This is a genomic window from Williamsia sp. 1138 (genome assembly GCF_002095435.2).
Taxonomy (GTDB): Bacteria; Actinomycetota; Actinomycetes; order Mycobacteriales; family Mycobacteriaceae; genus Williamsia.
The window spans coordinates 23,387-39,132 of the sequence record NZ_MJEJ02000039.1 but is presented as its reverse complement, the minus strand read 5'-3'; the positions used below and the strand labels follow the sequence as shown (position 1 = coordinate 39,132).

14 protein-coding genes are annotated in these 15,746 nt (G+C 64.8%); 7 read left to right on the top strand and 7 right to left on the bottom strand.

The genetic code is table 11. The features are described from left to right. Nucleotide 1: 1 nt before the first annotated feature. Entirely contained in the window at nucleotides 2-1,069 is a 1,068-nt protein-coding gene (locus BH683_RS10585; RefSeq protein WP_084836227.1) for an LLM class flavin-dependent oxidoreductase, read from the top strand. On the opposite strand, the gene BH683_RS10580 is transcribed toward BH683_RS10585, so the two are convergent. After that, the gene (locus BH683_RS10580) at nucleotides 960-2,213 is read right to left on the bottom strand and encodes an SGNH/GDSL hydrolase family protein (RefSeq protein WP_084836226.1); all 1,254 of its coding nucleotides are present in this window, start codon (nucleotides 2,211-2,213) and stop codon (nucleotides 960-962) included. The genes BH683_RS10585 and BH683_RS10580 overlap by 110 nt on opposite strands. After that, nucleotides 2,210-2,776, bottom strand: coding sequence for a TetR/AcrR family transcriptional regulator (locus tag BH683_RS10575; protein ID WP_084836225.1), 567 nt, complete (start codon nucleotides 2,774-2,776; stop codon nucleotides 2,210-2,212). The genes BH683_RS10580 and BH683_RS10575 overlap by 4 nt, the downstream gene beginning before the upstream one ends. A 200-nt stretch (nucleotides 2,777-2,976) precedes the next feature. Here BH683_RS10575 and BH683_RS10570 point away from each other — a divergent pair, with 200 nt between their 5' ends. Further along, the gene (locus BH683_RS10570) at nucleotides 2,977-4,191 is read left to right on the top strand and encodes a hypothetical protein (RefSeq protein ID WP_084836224.1); all 1,215 of its coding nucleotides are present in this window, start codon (nucleotides 2,977-2,979) and stop codon (nucleotides 4,189-4,191) included. A 19-nt stretch (nucleotides 4,192-4,210) separates the two neighbouring features. Here BH683_RS10570 and BH683_RS10565 read toward each other — a convergent pair whose 3' ends face one another. Next, nucleotides 4,211-4,711 (bottom strand): hemerythrin domain-containing protein, encoded by a 501-nt coding sequence (locus tag BH683_RS10565; RefSeq protein ID WP_084836223.1) that lies wholly within the window; start codon nucleotides 4,709-4,711, stop codon nucleotides 4,211-4,213. Nucleotides 4,712-4,912: 201 nt separating this feature from the next. On the opposite strand from BH683_RS10565, the gene BH683_RS10560 reads away from it, so the two are divergent. Continuing rightward, a complete protein-coding gene (locus BH683_RS10560) occupies nucleotides 4,913-5,527 on the top strand; it encodes a hypothetical protein (RefSeq protein WP_143696033.1) in 615 nt (204 codons plus the stop codon). Nucleotides 5,528-5,797: 270 nt separating this feature from the next. Beyond that, nucleotides 5,798-9,214, top strand: a complete 3,417-nt coding sequence (locus BH683_RS10555) for a hypothetical protein (protein WP_084836221.1) — start codon at nucleotides 5,798-5,800, stop codon at nucleotides 9,212-9,214. Between the two features lie 4 nt (nucleotides 9,215-9,218). Here BH683_RS10555 and BH683_RS10550 read toward each other — a convergent pair whose 3' ends face one another. Together BH683_RS10550 and BH683_RS10545 are read right to left on the bottom strand one after the other, a co-directional pair. Then, a complete protein-coding gene (locus tag BH683_RS10550; protein WP_084836220.1) occupies nucleotides 9,219-9,995 on the bottom strand; it encodes an enoyl-CoA hydratase in 777 nt (258 codons plus the stop codon). Beyond that, nucleotides 9,992-11,071 (bottom strand): enoyl-CoA hydratase/isomerase family protein, encoded by a 1,080-nt coding sequence (locus BH683_RS10545; RefSeq protein ID WP_084836219.1) that lies wholly within the window; start codon nucleotides 11,069-11,071, stop codon nucleotides 9,992-9,994. Before BH683_RS10545 ends, BH683_RS10550 begins: the two co-directional genes overlap by 4 nt. A 164-nt stretch (nucleotides 11,072-11,235) precedes the next feature. On the opposite strand from BH683_RS10545, the gene BH683_RS10540 reads away from it, so the two are divergent. Next, on the top strand, nucleotides 11,236-11,499 hold the full coding sequence (locus tag BH683_RS10540) for a hypothetical protein (RefSeq protein WP_094647403.1): 264 nt from the start codon (nucleotides 11,236-11,238) through the stop codon (nucleotides 11,497-11,499). Here the strand turns inward: BH683_RS10540 and BH683_RS10535 are convergent, their stop codons facing one another. Beyond that, nucleotides 11,500-12,177, bottom strand: coding sequence for a PaaI family thioesterase (locus BH683_RS10535; RefSeq protein WP_084836217.1), 678 nt, complete (start codon nucleotides 12,175-12,177; stop codon nucleotides 11,500-11,502). It lies immediately after the preceding gene. Nucleotides 12,178-12,311: 134 nt separating this feature from the next. Between BH683_RS10535 and BH683_RS10530 the strand changes: the two genes are divergently transcribed. Both BH683_RS10530 and BH683_RS10525 read left to right on the top strand, forming a co-directional pair. Further along, nucleotides 12,312-13,298 (top strand): GGDEF domain-containing protein, encoded by a 987-nt coding sequence (locus BH683_RS10530; protein ID WP_246833301.1) that lies wholly within the window; start codon nucleotides 12,312-12,314, stop codon nucleotides 13,296-13,298. Between the two features lie 40 nt (nucleotides 13,299-13,338). After that, nucleotides 13,339-14,274 (top strand): 1,4-dihydroxy-2-naphthoyl-CoA synthase, encoded by a 936-nt coding sequence (locus BH683_RS10525; RefSeq protein WP_084836216.1) that lies wholly within the window; start codon nucleotides 13,339-13,341, stop codon nucleotides 14,272-14,274. A 437-nt stretch (nucleotides 14,275-14,711) separates the two neighbouring features. Here the strand turns inward: BH683_RS10525 and BH683_RS10520 are convergent, their stop codons facing one another. Continuing rightward, nucleotides 14,712-15,737 carry an alpha/beta hydrolase family protein gene (locus BH683_RS10520; protein WP_084836308.1) on the bottom strand — a complete coding sequence of 342 codons (1,026 nt, stop codon included), beginning with the start codon at nucleotides 15,735-15,737 and terminating at the stop codon, nucleotides 14,712-14,714. Between the last annotated feature and the right edge of the window lie 9 nt (nucleotides 15,738-15,746).

The window sequence follows — 15,746 nt, the reverse complement described above, 5'->3', positions numbered from 1 at the left end:
CATGGATTTCGGTTACTGGACACCCATCTACGGTGGATTCCTGCGCAATGTCGGCGACGAAGGTATGCCTGCGACCTGGGACTACATCAAGAACCTGTCGACGCTTGCCGATCGACTCGGCTACCACACGACTCTCGTCCCGGAGCTGTACCTCAATGACCGCAAGGGTGTCGAGGCACCCAGCCTCGAAGCATGGTCATTGTCGACCGCCATACTCGCTGTCACGCAGCAGCTCCGGGTGATGACGGCCGTGCGCCCAGGCTTCCACCTGCCCGCAGTCACCGCGAAGGAGTCGGCGACCATCACTGACATCGCCGGGCTGACCGCCGAGGGCGCCGCACGTTTCTCGCTCAACGTCGTCGCAGCATGGTGGGAAGAAGAGGCCCGCCAGTACGGCGGCAAGTTCACCCGGCATGACGAACGCTACACACAGGCAACCGAATTCGTCGACATCCTGCGGGGCCTCTGGGAACACACCCCGTTCACCTACGAAGGTGGACACTTCTCGATCCAGGATTCGATCCTGTCCCCCAAGCCTGCCGAGCACCCGCCGATCTTCGCCGGCGGCGAGAGCGAGAGTGGTCGCGAGTCGATCGCCATGTTCGCGGACTCGTACGTGCTGCACGGCGGCACCGTGGAGGAAGCCCGCGTGAAGATCGCCGACATGAACCTGCGATCACAGCGAATCCATCAGCGCGACATGGCCGAGTTCGGGATGTCGACGTTCATCATCGTCCGCGACACCGAGAAGGAAGCGCGTGCCGAACTCGATCGCATCACCACCATCGACCCGACGTCGCCGGGCTACGCATCGTTCGAGGAGTTCGTCGCGAACTCCGAGCTCGACGTCGAGGTGTCCAAGCGCGAGTACTCCGTCGGGACCCGGGGCCTGCGTCCCGACCTGGTCGGCACTCCCGAGCAGGTCGCCGAGAAGATCAACGCCTACCAGGAAGCCGGTGTCACGCTGTTGTTGATCCAGTGTTCGCCGGCACATGAGGAACTCGCCCGCATCGCCGAACAGGTCTTCCCTCTTGTCCCGGCTCGCCGGCGGGCGGTGGTAGGAGTCTGAGGTTCGCCACCGCGGCCGCGAACCGGCGCCCGATCCGCTCGTGGGTCGCCGCGTCGGGATGCAGTTGATCCGGCAATGGGAGTTCCGCGAAGTCGTTTTCTCCGTACAGCTCTCGTCCGTCGAGGTAGTGGAGGTTCCGGTCGTCGTCGACCCGTTGGGCGACGATGCGGGAGAGCTCGTCCCTGATCACGGTCAGCGTCAGCTTCCCGGCCGCGGTCTCCGCCGGGTCACCGGTGGCACGGAACTGCACCCGCCCGTCGGCGAACGCACCGGGGTCGAAGGCGCCTGGCCCCGGGGTGTCCTCGTGGATCGCGCAGTAGATCGGCGACACCACCAGTATCGGGGTGTCGGGGTGGCCGTCGCGGATGGTGTCGAGAAAGCCGTGGACCGCGGCGGTGAAGGCCCGTAGCCGCATCAGATCGGCGTTGACGATGTTGATGCCGATCTTGAGGCTGATGACATCGGCACGGGTATCCCGAATGGCGCGCGCGACGAACAGATCCAGCATCGCACCACCGGAGAATCCGAGGTTGACGAGTTCGGAGCCGCCTGCGGCTGCGGCGATCGCGGGCCAGGTGGTGCTCGGAGTATGGGCCCCGGATCCCTGGCTGATCGAACTGCCGTAGTGCACCCAGACCGGGCGCGGTGTGTCCATCGCCGGTTCGACGACGGCATCGGTGCGCAGCGCGACGAGTTCGACATTTTCGTTGTGTGGCAACCAGATCTCGACGTCTTTGATTCGGGCACCGAGGTCACCGAACTCGAGAGTGCTCACCGGTCCCGGCTGTTGATCGACCGAGCCCGCAGCCATGTCGACGGTGATGGTGGTGCCGGCCGTCGCGATCGCTCGACCGGCCTGTTCTCCGCCGATGAACAGCTCGAACACTCCGTCAGGACGCGGTGGCAGGCCGGTGAAGTGACGCTTGGTCGAGAGCACATCCAGCTCGATCACCGTCGCGGCGGTCCGAAAGGCCAGTCGCACACCCGCGGGTTGTGATTCGGCCATCGCCAACTGAGGGTCGGCGAGTTGCCTGCGGGCACCCACCGGCAGGCGATGCACGAGCACACCATTCGACGTGTGCTCGATATCGGCCGCGCCGCGCAGGAGGCCCGCGGTGATGGGCGTTGTGGTGGTCGGGTTCATCGTGGCCAATTCTGTAGCAGGGCATCGAGGGTATCGAGAATTGCGGTCCAGGACGTCTGCGAGTCAGGAGCACTATGGCTGAATCCACCGGCCGCCTCGAGACTCGCGTATCCATGAAAGACGCTGCCCAGCAGACGAACCGCGTGCGTTTGTTCATCTCCGGAAAGGTCGTAGCCCCGAAGGATCGCCCGCATCATCTGAGCGTGTTTGACGCCGGCACTCGCGGCAGCGGCCTCCGCATCGAGACGGAACTGGGTGGCAGCGTATCGGCCGGGATGATCGCGCGAGTAGTCACGATAGGAGTTGGCGAAGGCGACCAACGCGTCTTTGCCCGCCCGCCCGGCCAGCGCGTCAGACGCCCGCTCGGCGAGCTCGTCCAACGCCAGTAGCGCAATCCCGGTCTTCAGCTCCTGGGTGTTCTTGAGATGTGAGTACAGACTGGCGACCTTGACGTCGAACCGTCTGGCCAGCTCCGAGGCCGTCACCTGGTCGAACCCGACCTCGTCGGCAAGCTCTGCACCTGCCCGCACCAGACGTTCGCTGGTCAAACCCACGCGTGGCATAGGCATCCTCCCGTTCACCTAATATGAGGATACTTATGCCTAAAAGGTTTAGCAACTGCTCGTTGTCGAGTAGTGCAGCTCACACGAACGCCACCCGTCCGAATTCCATATGCTCACGAATTACGTTCAGACACAACGCAAGAGAGAAACTCTGGCTCACAAATGACAGAGACGATCAATAATCGCGGAGGCGGAGCAGCATGAGCCAAGGGCACACCCTGGGCCTCGCGATCACCGGTACCGAGATCACGCTCTTGCTCATCGACGCCGTGACCCACGAAGTGGTCGCCAGAAACAGAGTCGCACTTCCTGCGGTTGACGCCGCCCTGCCGGACCATCTCGACCGCCTGGTGGACTCGGCGCCCGTTCCGGCCCAGCGCGTTGCCGTGGCGTGCACCGACCCAACGGTCCAGATTCTGCTCACCGATCGCGCCCTCCAGGTCAGCGCTCCCGCCTGGCTCGCCCACGCGACCATCATCTCCTCGACGCCGGCGCTCGCCGCCGCCGTGTCGTCGCAGTTCCCAGGCGCCAACCCCCTGGTGGTAGAGCTTCTCGATCACCAGGGACGACCCGAGACCACCGCACCCCTCATGTTGATCGACCCGGCAGCGGGAACCGTCATCGACACCGCGCAGGCTCCGAGCGCACGCCTACCGGCATACGAGCGAGCGGGTGCCGACGCCCTGGCCGACGCCATGGCGGCACTACCTGTCGTCGACCTCGGGGTCGACGTCATCGTCGCGGCCGGAGCAGGTGCAGAGATCCCCGGCGTCATCGAGGAGATGTCCCGCGCGTCGGGACTGCCGGTCCGGGACGTCGGTGGCCGGTACAGCGTTGCGTTCGGCGCCGCGTTGGTGGCCGGACGCGAGCAGCCCATGCCTGCGCACGGGAGGTCTCCGAAGACTCGACCATCCCGCCTCGCAGTCGCTGTTGTGGGCCTTTCCGCCGTTCTGCTCGCCGGTGGTCTCGCGGTTGCCGTGGCCCAGCACCCCGACAAGAGAGCACCCACACTCTCCGATTCGAGCCTGCCCGTCACCTCTACATCCACGGCCGCCGACCCTCCGCCGTCGACCAGCAGGATCCCGCAGGTACCGTCCACAGGCCGCATGTCCTCACACACGGTCACCAGTGACCCTCCGACCGCGCAGACTCCCACCTCCACGACCACGGAGTCACTTCCACCCGCGACCACCCCGGACTCGACGACTCGGCGGCAGAACACCCCTGACCTGGGCCGCCCTCCCGCCACGACCGACCGGGAAACATCGACACGGCCTGTCTACACGCCGCCTCCGATCTATACGCCGCCGACGCGAACCACCACGCCTGCGGCCCCGACGGGTGCACCTGCGCAGACGTCGGATGAGTCCGAGGATGTGGACTCCAGCGTCCCCGACGCTGCGCCTTCGAGCTGACCGGCGGGCTTCGAGCGGCCTACTTGATGACGGCGTCGATGGTCTTCTTCAACGCCGACGGTTGCGCAGGCGAGTGCGGCGCCTTGGCCCGCGACTCGAGCAGCTGTTCACCGATGCGCTGGAGTTCTTTGCGACCCAGTGTCTTTCGGACTTCCGGAAACCATTCGGCTTCCTCTTCCTCGATGTGATGCTCCACGTTCTCGATGAGGACAGTGGTCTTGGCATCGAACCGCTCATCGTCGGGGGTCATGGTGACGAGTTCCATGACCAGCAGATCGGCGACATGGTGCTCTTCGTACGACTCCAGGATGTCGTCCTCGACGTCCGGCACCGCTTTGCGGACCGCGGGGTACATGACCTCGTTCTCGATGTACGTGTGAACCGTCAACGCTTCGATGATCTTGGCGACGGTGTCGGCCTTCTTCTTCTTCGCATCGGGACCGGCATCACGAAACTCCTTGAACAGCTTCTTGATTGCTTTATGGTCGTCCTTGAGGATGACAATGGCATCTGTCGACATCGGACTCTCCTGAGTGAGCGGTACATACCTGAGGGCACGGGCAGGTTGCCCCCGAACCCAGCGGGTCAAACCACCAGGTCTGGGTGCTGACCCGCATCTTTTCGAATTGCGGGAAGGCATGCACTGCCTTAAAGTGACCGTGACGATCATCATCGGGTGCACCCTGCACTCGGGCATCACTGTCGAAAGGCTTGGTCATCCATGACGGCTCGAATTGCACGGCGCACAGCTGGAGTCGTATCCGGTTGCGCTGCTGCCCTGTTGATGTTCCCCGCGTTCGCGCACGCAGCCCCGGGCGATGTCTCCATCAGTCCGACGGTCACGGGAAGCAACGCCACCGTGACGATCACAAACGGATCCGGATCTCTCATCGGCTGCAATCTGTACGGACTGCCGGCAGATACCGCCGTCACCGCGGACACGAAGCCGGTGTTCGGCTACACCAATCCTGAGACGTTGAGCGCGGTCATCCAGCCCGGCTCGACCAAGACAGTTCCGCTGAAGCTGTTCACTGAGACCGGCCCGGACGGGTCCGCGACCTTGCCCGACGGCACCTACGACCTGTTCTGGGGCTGCTCCGAAGTCCCGCTCGGCGAGGGCGCCGAACAGTGGGGCACACCCACGCCCGTCGGCCCGAACGCGACCGCAGAGCCCTCTCGCCTGGTGTTGCCGGGTACGGCGCCGAGCACCGCGCCTTCCGTCGAGCCCGTCGCACCCGTCGAACCACCGGCCGAGGCCTGCTTCGGAGACATCTGCTTGCCTCCCGAGGTTGTCGACATCGTCGGCGAACTGTGGGAGACCTACGCGACGCCGTAGTCGTCCCGCCGGCTACCCAGCCACTCCCCCACCCGTTTTCGCGCCGCCCACCGGTTTTTTCAGGTGGGCGGTGCAAAAACGGGTGGGTGGAGGCGTACCGGTACTCAGACAAAAGTGCACGACGTGCGCGTACGCCTTTGATGAAAGTCGGGTAGTCGACTACTCACGTCAATCGAAGCGCAGGAGCCGAATGTTGAGGCTGTCCCGATTTCCGGAGCAGTCGTAGCAGGAGGCAACCATGTTCACGCACACCGATTCACAGGCCGCGAAATGATCACGCGACTCGGCGCGCTCAACGGAGCGATCGCCGCGGTCCACGACGTCGACCGAGGAGTGATCTGGGCCGTCGACGCCGACGGCATCGCTTCGTACGACGTGGCGGGCGGCTCCCTGGACAGGCATCTGTCACTCAACACCCCAGCGAGCGGCCTCACGCTCAGTGGCGATCGCACCGAACTGTTGATAGCCATGGAGGACGGGAGCATCCTGTCCGTCGCTGTCGACGATCCCGACACGTCCACAACGGTCGCGAGCCTCGGCCAGGATCTCGGACAGGTCGCTGCCACAACACCAGTCAGCGGACGCGGACATGCAGTGGTGGTGTCGGAGCCTACGTCGGAGGTACTGGCCATCCGGCTCAGCGACGGTCAGCGACGAGTTCTCGCCGACCCCCCTGGCCTCACCGGCGTGTGTTCGACAGGGCGCGACGTCTGGGCAGCGGCAACCACGGCAGGCGAGGGACGGCTGTTGAAGCTCGTCACCGGTGCCGCCCAGGGCGTCGTCGGCGGGTTGCTGCCCACCGGACACGTCACGGTCAGCGCGGACGGACAGCAGCTGGTCGTCGCCCATCCGGCGGCCGACCGCGTCTCGGTGCACCGCATCGACAACGGCTCGATCAAGACCTGCGCCACCGACACCCCCGACCTCGATGGCGCCATCGTCGAAATGCACGCCCTCGACGACGGGCGCTTTCTACTGGTCACCGCAAATGGTCTCGCAGTCGCCGACAGCCTCGCCGATCTGCAGAGCCGACCGCGCCTGGTGGCGCCATCCGCACCATTGTTCATAGGTTCCTGGGTACAGCTCCACTACGACCTGACCGGTTCGGCGCTGACCGACGACGACGTCACCTTCGTGGTCGACGGCGACCCGGATGCCGCGCTGGTGTCCAACACCTCGACCATCACCGGCGGCAAGAAGGTGCCGATGCTGACAGCAGGCGGTCTCCTCGGACGTTTCGAGGTCGCCATGGTGGAGACCAGCACCGGCACTGAACTCGATCGGGTGCCTTTCGAGGTCACCGACGAGTGGCACGACCCTGATCACGGCCCGTCACGAATGCTGCAGGGCGAGAGCCAGCCCCGTCCCGCAGGTGATTGGGGTGGCGGACCGAACGCACCGCAGAACCTCGGGACGCAGGCCCGCAACGGACGCTGGCGCGTATTGGTCCTCATGGTCAATACCTCGGATGGCGCCTACCCCACCGCCGCGGGTCCGCTTGCGGCCGCACGGAAAGCGATCCTCGACGAGGTGCAGGACGGTGTCGCCTTCGGCGGCAAGACCCGCTCCGCGCGCCACTACTACGAAGAACTGTCGCAATGGGATTCCGCCACCGGACGCGGACTGACCATCCAGGCGTACAACAATCAGGTCTACGGTCCCGTCACCCTGCCGAACGGTTGGACGAACTACTTTGCCCAAAAGAAGGACAGCGCAGGGACGGTCATCGACGCCAGGTGGTCGTCGATGGGTGCGACGGTGCAGACGATCGTCAGCCGGACCATCACCGACGGGCTGTTGACCACCGCCGACTTCGGCAACATCGATGTCCTGCTCATGGTCCCGTTCTCACCGGACGCTCCCGGTGTCGGCGATCGCCGTTTCGTATGGCCGCATGCGAACTCGTCGCAGTCGTTTCTCGCGGGGACCAACGCCGCGAAAGACCAGCGGCAGTTCGGCTACATCTTCGCCCCACCGGACTTCGCCACCCAGGACGGCCGACAGCTGCACAGTACGGTCTCGCACGAGATCGGACACACGCTCGGTCTGCCAGACCTGTACAACTTCCCGTCGTACACGCCCAACGTGACGTCGCGGCTCGTGACCGACTGGGACATGATGGGCGGCAGCCGCGACACCCTCCCGCACTACTCGCTGTCCAACCGAATGCGCATGGGTTGGGTCCAGGCAGGTCATCTCAAGCTCTACAACTTCGTCGGGCAAGGCGCGGTCAATGACACCATCACCCTCCATGCAGCCGAATTGGGGGCGCCGCCCCCTGGCCGGGTGCGCGGTATCGAGATCCGGTTGGCCGATGGTTGGAACACCTACGTCGAGTACCGGGCAACACAACCCACCCAGATCTCCGACGGGATACCCGACGATCGGCGGGTCGTGCTCACCGACGTGACCTCGGATGCGTTCGTCACCCCCAACTCACGACCACCGATCATGTTCGTGGACAAGGACGCCGACGGTGACGGTCCCATTCTCGACAGCACCTTCGACTTCGACGACGTCGACCCCGCCACTCACAAGGCGCTCCAGGTCCGCGTCACATCCACCAGTGCCGACAGCGCGGTGGTGACCGTCAAATACGCTGCAGACGGCAGACCCGATCCCGGCATCCGCCCGTGGACCGGTGGACCCGACTGGCAGAGCCCGGACATCGAGGTGCGAAACGCGAAGTCTCTGGCCGATCCCGGACGGTGGTTCAACACCCCATGGGTGGGCAATCCGAACACCATCGTCGCGAAGGTCCGTAACAGCGGCGACCTGTTGTGCAAAGGCGTTGTCGTAGACTTCTTCGCGATCGAGTTCACCACCGGCGACGGTCCGATGATCCCGCTGGGCAGCGACACTCACGACATCGCGCCGGGTTCGACGACCGAGTTCTCCGCCGGCTGGTCGCCGACATCACAGACGGGTCACTACTGCATCGTCGTGCGTATCCGGCTCTACCAGGATCCTGCGATCGCCGGGGTGGTGGAGACGAACATCTACAACAACGAGGCACGCTCGAACTACACCCGTTTCGTTTCGGCTTCGGCGTCACCGTCGACGCGGGCGGTCGCCCAGATCGCGCTGGCAAACCCGTTCGAGGAATCCACAATCGTGCAAGCCGTTGTGCGACAGACACATCCATATCACCGGGTGTTCATCGACCACACCTGGTTGAGGGTTCCGGCGGGTGGCCGCAGGACGATCGAAGTCTTCGACGAAGCCCTGTACGGGTTCCCTGAAGCCGAGCGTCACATGACCGAACTGCTCTGGGCCGACGACAACAAGATCAGTGTCGAGGGCTGGGCCGAACGCCCGTTCTCCTCCGACTGCGGGGCCCCGACGCTCACCGGCGGCGCGGCCATCGGTGTTGGATCCGGCCGAGCGACCGAAACCGTCATCGATGAAGGCACATTCGCCTACACCACCGGCAGCGTCCGGTGGATAGGCGACGGCGACGGCGAACCGGATGGAAAGGTCGTCGTCGTGGCGAGTGAGTGCAACGAAGACGGCATCATCGACCCTATCGGAGACCGTGTCACCGCCGAGGGTTCCGTCCGCAACGGCCGGTTCAGCGTCGGATTCCGCCAAGCCCTCGACGCCGAGTTCGGCGTACTGCGAGCCTATTTCCTCGGTGATTTCGGCGCTGCACCCTCAGACAGCGAGCCCTTTCGCGCCCTGGAGTGACGCTCTAGCGGTGCGAGAAGTTCGCATCCCGCTTCTCGACGAACGCGGCCATGCCCTCGGTCTGATCGTCGGTTGCGAATGTTGAGTGGAACACCCGGCGCTCGAACAGGATTCCCTCGGCCAGGCTCACCTCTTGCGAACGGTTCACGGCCTGCTTCGCGAGAATCGTGATCGGCAGCGACAGTTCGGAGATGGTGGTGGCGACGGCGATCGCGTCCTCGAGGTACGTCTCGGTCGGGACGACCCTCGAGACCAGCCCGGCGCGCTCGGCCTCGTCGACCTTCATCCGGCGGCCGGTGAGCACCATGTCCATCGCCTTCGCCTTACCGATCGCACGGGTGAGTCGTTGCGACCCACCGATTCCCGGGATCACACCGAGGTTGATCTCGGGCTGACCGAACACCGCGTTCTCTGCGGCGATGATGATGTCGCACATCATCGCGAGTTCACAGCCACCGCCGAGGGCGAAGCCCGCGACAGCCGCGATCACCGGCGTACGCACCTCGACGAGGTGTCCCCAGGCGCTGAAGAAATCTTCCGAGAGCATGTCGACATAGGTCTTCTCCGACATCTCCTTGATGTCGGCGCCGGCGGCGAAGGCACGCTCGGATCCGGTGATGACGATGGCGCCGACCGACTGATCGGTGTCGTAGGCCTGTGCGGCCGAGACGACCTCTGCCATCAGCTGGGAGTTCAACGCGTTCAGGGCCTTCGGGCGGTTCAGGGTGATGATCCCTACGCGGCCCCGCTGCTCGGTGGTGATGGTCTCGAAGGTGGTCATGACTGGGCTCCATTCGTCAGGGTGAGGTCGTCGGGCAGTGGCGCGAAGAAGCCCTCGACCACAGCGGGGTCGACGTCGCTCAGCGTCGGCGGCGACCACTTGGGTTGGCGGTCCTTGTCGATCACCTGGGCGCGGATGCCCTCGGCGAGCTCTGGGTGGACCAGGAAGTGGATCGACACCCGGAATTCGTTCTGCAGTGCGGACTCCAAGGTGGTGTCGGGGGTGATCGACCGCAGCGAACGCAAGGTCACCTCCACGGACGTCGGCGATTTGGCGGCCACCACGTCGGCAGCCGCGCGGGCATCGGGATCGTCCCGTCCGCGCAGGTGTTCGACGATCTGAACCGCGGTGTCGAAGGCGAAGGCCTCGTCGATCCAGTGCTGCTTGGCGAGCAGTTCGGCCTCGGGGGGCGCGATGGTGAAGTCCGCGATGACGTCTGAGACCGCAGCGGCGGACCCGGTCAGGGCCTCGACGAACGCGGGAATCTGGTCCGCCGGCAGGTAATGATCGGCGAAACCGATCGCGATGGCGTCCGCGCCGTTGATGTTGGCGGCCGTCAGGGCCAGGTAGGTCCCCAATTCGCCAGGTGCATTCGCGAGCAGATGGGTGCCACCCACATCCGGGGAGAAGCCGATCCCGACCTCGGGCATGGCCATCCGGGTGCGATCGGTGACGATGCGGGTGTTGGCGTGCGCCGAAACACCGACGCCGCCGCCCATGACGATGCCGTCCATCAACGCGATGTAGGGCTTCGGGTAGTGCGAGATGTAAGCGTTGAGGATGTACTCGTCGCGCCAGAAGACACCGGACGGGGTCGCGAGTGCCTGCTCGAGGTCGTCGGACACCGAGGCGTCGCGGTGAATGGCAACGATGTCCCCGCCGGCGCAGAGGCCGCGTTCGCCCGCGCCGTCGAGCAGGACGGCCTCGACGGCGTCGTCATCCGCCCACTTCTCGAGGGCAGCATGGATGTCGACCACCATGTCGTGGGTCAGCGCGTTGATGGCCTTCGGCCGGTTGAGCGTGAGGCGCCCGATCCGGCCTTCGGTGCGAACGAGGACGTTGCTCTCGTCTGACATGTCTCTCCAATGCTCGACTCCCGGGCGTCTCACATAGTTGCATATCCTAGTAAAGGCAGTCCAGGGTGGGTCGTTCGACGGCCGCCGGCCAAGGGAGGCGACCAGTGGTGAGCATCACCCGCCGGAGAACGAGGCCACGTCCGAACCGACTCCATACTGGAATGATGCTCCCGACCACTCTCTTCCATGGCCTGGTGCTGCTGAATCTGCTGTTCGTCTGCGGAGCATGGACCCTCGCCAGACCGAGCAGGCCCGCGGCCTGCGTCTTGATCGGCGTATCCATCTTGTGGGTGTTGTTCAACGGGCCGATCGAGGGTGGCGTGATCCTGTCGTTCACCCCGGAAAACGGGCTCACCGAATCCGACCTGCTCAGCGTTGCCGGTATCTGTATTGCCGTGTGGGCGTTGCGCAAGCGCAGGCGCTGGTGATCAGGGCTGGCCGGGATTGAGCTTGATGAACAGCCCGTCCGCCTCGGCGCACAGGGTGTCACCGTTGTGCAATGTCGCCCGCAAGAAGACCTTTCGACCATCCATCCGGTCGACCCAGGACCGAAGCTTCAGCTCGGTGTTCAGCGGAGTGATCGCACGGTAGTTCACGGTCAGATAGGCGGTCCGGGTGATGCCTTTGGAGCCCAGCGCACCGGCCATGCCCATCAGGTCATCGAACGCGACGGCCACTTGTCCACCATGGGCCGCATTGTTGCCACCCAGGTGGTAGCGACGGAACGTCAGCCGGGCACGTACGCCCTCGTCGCCGGCCTCGTCGACCTCGTACGGAGGCAGCGTGATGTTGCCGCGGGCGGGCAGGTCGATCCGTCCGCCGGACGGCGCCCGCCACTCGTCGATGGCGACCTCGTCCAGCTTCTTGTTGAGCACCTTGAGTTCATCGATGACCTCGGCCACGAGCTCCTCGGACGGCAGCGCCGCCTTGACCCGGTCCATGAACGTCCGGACCTCTTCGATGAACTCCCCGTACCGGGGTCCGCCGCGCGTCAGATCGATGTCGAAGTCAGGCCGGAATCCGCCCTCGTGGTGGGCCTCTTGCGTCGTGTCCGTCGCAAACGACCCGGCCGTCTTCTCAAGCGGACTGTCTTGACTCATTCTCATGACACTATCGACAGCCCCTGACCTCGCGTGACGCGGTACCAGCGCAACAAACCCCCGCCTCCCACCGCCAGGTGGACAATACTGGTGCCGGTGCGGCGACTACCCGGCTCGACCACGCCAAATCGAGTCCTGCCGTGAACCGGTTCAGTCTCGTCCGAGGCACCACCGGTCAGATGCTGCGACGGCAGCAGATTCGCGTACTGCGCATCTACCTGGCCGCGACCACGTTTCTGTACGCGGCGGGCGTCCTGCTCACCTTCTTCCCGCTACGCACCAACAATGTCGAACTGTCCAACCCCACCGGCGGGATCATCGCGGTGGTGTCGGGCTTCTTCGGCTTCCTCTACCTCGCGCGGACGCCGACCAACCTCGCGCCGGCGATCGCTGCGGCGATGATCGCCACACCAGCGGTGATGGCGTTCCACGAACTCGCCGCCGCCGAGTTCCTGTGCCTGATCGCCGTCATGTTCCTGGCGATGTACCTGATCGCCTTCTATCGAACCGACCGCGCCCGCGTCCTGATCGGCGTGCTGAGCGCCGCGGCCGTCGTCGCTCTGGCAGTCGCGCCCGCGCAGAAGTCGGCAGTGACCTACGTCGTCTTCGTGGTCGCGATCGTCGGTGCCGCCGAATCCTTCGGCCTGATGACTCGGGCGCTGATCACCATCGCGTGCACCGACCCGCTGACCGGGCTGCTCAATCGCGCCGGGTGGGAGATCGCCACCGCGGAGCAGCTGTCGCGCGCCCGAGCAGCGCAGACCACCATCACCATCGTGGCCTTGGACATCGACGACTTCAAAGCCGTCAACGACGAGTTCGGGCATCAGTTCGGTGACGAGCAGCTGATCGACTACGCCCGGCAGTGGCGGGCACTGATGCCCGAGGACGCCGTGTTCGCGCGTCTCGGCGGCGACGAATTCGCGGCCTGCCTCGAAGGCAATCGACCGATGCCTGCAGCCAAAATCGTCGAGGGCATCCGCCGCGGCCCCAGCGACGCCAGCGTCGGGTCGGCAACCGGTTTGGCGGCGATCTCCACCATCTCCGATCTCCTCGCCGAAGCGGATGCCGATCTCTACCGGATCAAGCGGGCCAAACGCAGCGGTGGTGCGCAGCAAGACTCCTGACGCCCAGGACTTCTGACTCAGGCCACTAGGCTCGGAAACCATGAGCGCATCTGTAGAGCAGCCCTTCGATCCGACGCAGTGGCAACCGGTTGCCGGCTTCGACGATCTGACCGACATCACCTACCACCGGCATTCCGGATCCGGGCGCGCGCACGGCATCGTGCGGATCGCGTTCGATCGCCCCGAGGTGCGCAACGCGTTCCGGCCGCACACCGTCGACGAGCTGTACCGGACGCTCGACCACGCCCGTCGCACACCCGATGTCGGGGTGGTGCTGCTGACCGGCAACGGCCCCAGCGAGAAGGACGGCGGCTGGGCGTTCTGCAGTGGCGGCGACCAGCGCATCCGCGGGCGCTCGGGGTACCAATACGCAGGCGGGGACACCGCGGAGACCGTCGACTCCGCGCGGGTCAAGGCCGAGGGCGGTCGACTGCACATCCTCGAGGTCCAGCGGCTGATCCGGACCATGCCGAAGGTCGTCATCGCCGTGGTCAACGGCTGGGCCGCCGGCGGGGGTCACTCACTGCATGTGGTCTGCGACCTGACCCTCGCGTCCCGCCAGGAAGCCCGTTTCAAGCAGACCGACGCCGACGTCGGGTCGTTCGACGCCGGCTACGGCAGCGCCTACCTCGCCAAGCAGGTCGGTCAGAAGAACGCTCGCGAGATCTTCTTCCTCGGCCGCGCCTATGACGCCGAAGCGATGCAGCGCATGGGCGCGGTCAACGAGGTGGTCGACCACGGCGATCTCGAGACGACCGCCATCGAATGGGGCAAGACCATCAACGGCAAGTCGCCGACAGCGCAGCGCATGCTCAAGTTCGCGTTCAACCTCACCGACGACGGGTTGATGGGTCAGCAGGTCTTCGCAGGTGAAGCCACCCGGCTGGCCTACATGACCGACGAAGCCGTCGAAGGCCGCGACGCGTTCCTGGAAAAGCGGTCACCCGACTGGGACGACTACCCGTTCTACTACTGACCGGCCCTCTCGCACACTGATCTGCTCCACTTCCAGACAGATGCTCCACTTCCAGGGCTCTGGAAGCGGAGCAGATTCCTAGAAGTGGAGCAGATTTCCTGGACCCTGACGCGGTTGAATACTGGGCGAAGACCTGACACCGAACAATGCCAAAGTCATGAATAGTGGTAATGAATTCGTTGAATCTTTACCGTCCAGGCGAGCCGGCTGCAATCCTTGAAATCGGGTTGACTCAAAGGCTTCGAGCATCCGGAGCGGACCCGGACGGCTAGATTCTCCAAATGTGTCGCGCGACGGAAGGACACTCATGACCTCCACCTTCGAGATCGATATCCTGGAAATCCTCACCTTTTTGATGGGCATGATGGCGGGTTAGACACCCCCACATCCCAACGAAAACGCCCCCGGCAGCACCGGGGGCGTTTTCATGTCACGGGTCAGAGACCGAGCGGTTTTGCCAAGGTCGGCCACGACTTGTGCAGCTGGTCTTCCCAGTAGTGCCACGAGTGGGTTCCTGCGGGCGGGAAGTCATAGGTCGCAGGGATGTTCAACCGGTTCAGGCGATCGACCAGCAGTGCAGTGCAGACTCCGGTCGCAGCTTCGATGCCGCCGCCGAGGATGATCTGGTCAGCAAGGCTTGCCGGATCCTTGGTGTAGGCCAGGCTGTCGTACTGACCCGGCAGACCCGTGGCGTTCGAGATGTAGAGCGTCTGACCACGCAGCTTCGGGGCGTTGATGATCGCGTCGTTGGCGATCCAGCCCGGACCGCCGTACGGGCCCCACATGTTGGTGGCGTCGCCGCCCCCTCGCCCTTCGACGGTGATCCTGATGTACGTCTCGCCGAGCTGGCTGGCGGTCGATGCACAGCCGCTGTACGAACCTACGGACTGATACAGACCCTGGTGCTCGATCGCGAGATTCAGCACCGACGTGGCCGACGACGAGATGCCGGCGATCGAGTTACGACCGTTGGTGTCGAGCGCCTCGTCGATGATCGGCGGCAGCTCTTTGCCGAGGAACGTCGACCACTTGTTACGGCCGAGCTCCGGGTCGTCCGCTTGCCAGTCGGTGTAGTAACTGAACGCGCCGGAGTTCGGGGTGATCACGTTGACGTTCTTGTTCTTGAAGAAGCCCACGATGTCGGTCTTGGCCTGCCAGTTCGCGGCGTCCTCGCCGCCACCGGCCCCGTTCAGCAGGTAGAGCGTGGGCCGCGGAACAGACCGGTCTTTCGGCAGCAGAACCGAGATGGGGATGTCGCGGTCCATCGACGCCGAATGCACCACGATCTCGAGCTGCTGCGGACCCGACTCGTTCACGCTGACCAACGAGGACCCACCCGGCGAGGTGATCCCGACCTTCGGAAGCTCATCTGCTGTTGCGGGGCTCGACACCAGCAGCGTCGAGGCGGCGACCACGGAGGTCAGCGTCGCGGCAAGAGCGGCTCGGATCGTTCGGGACGGCATTGTTGCCGA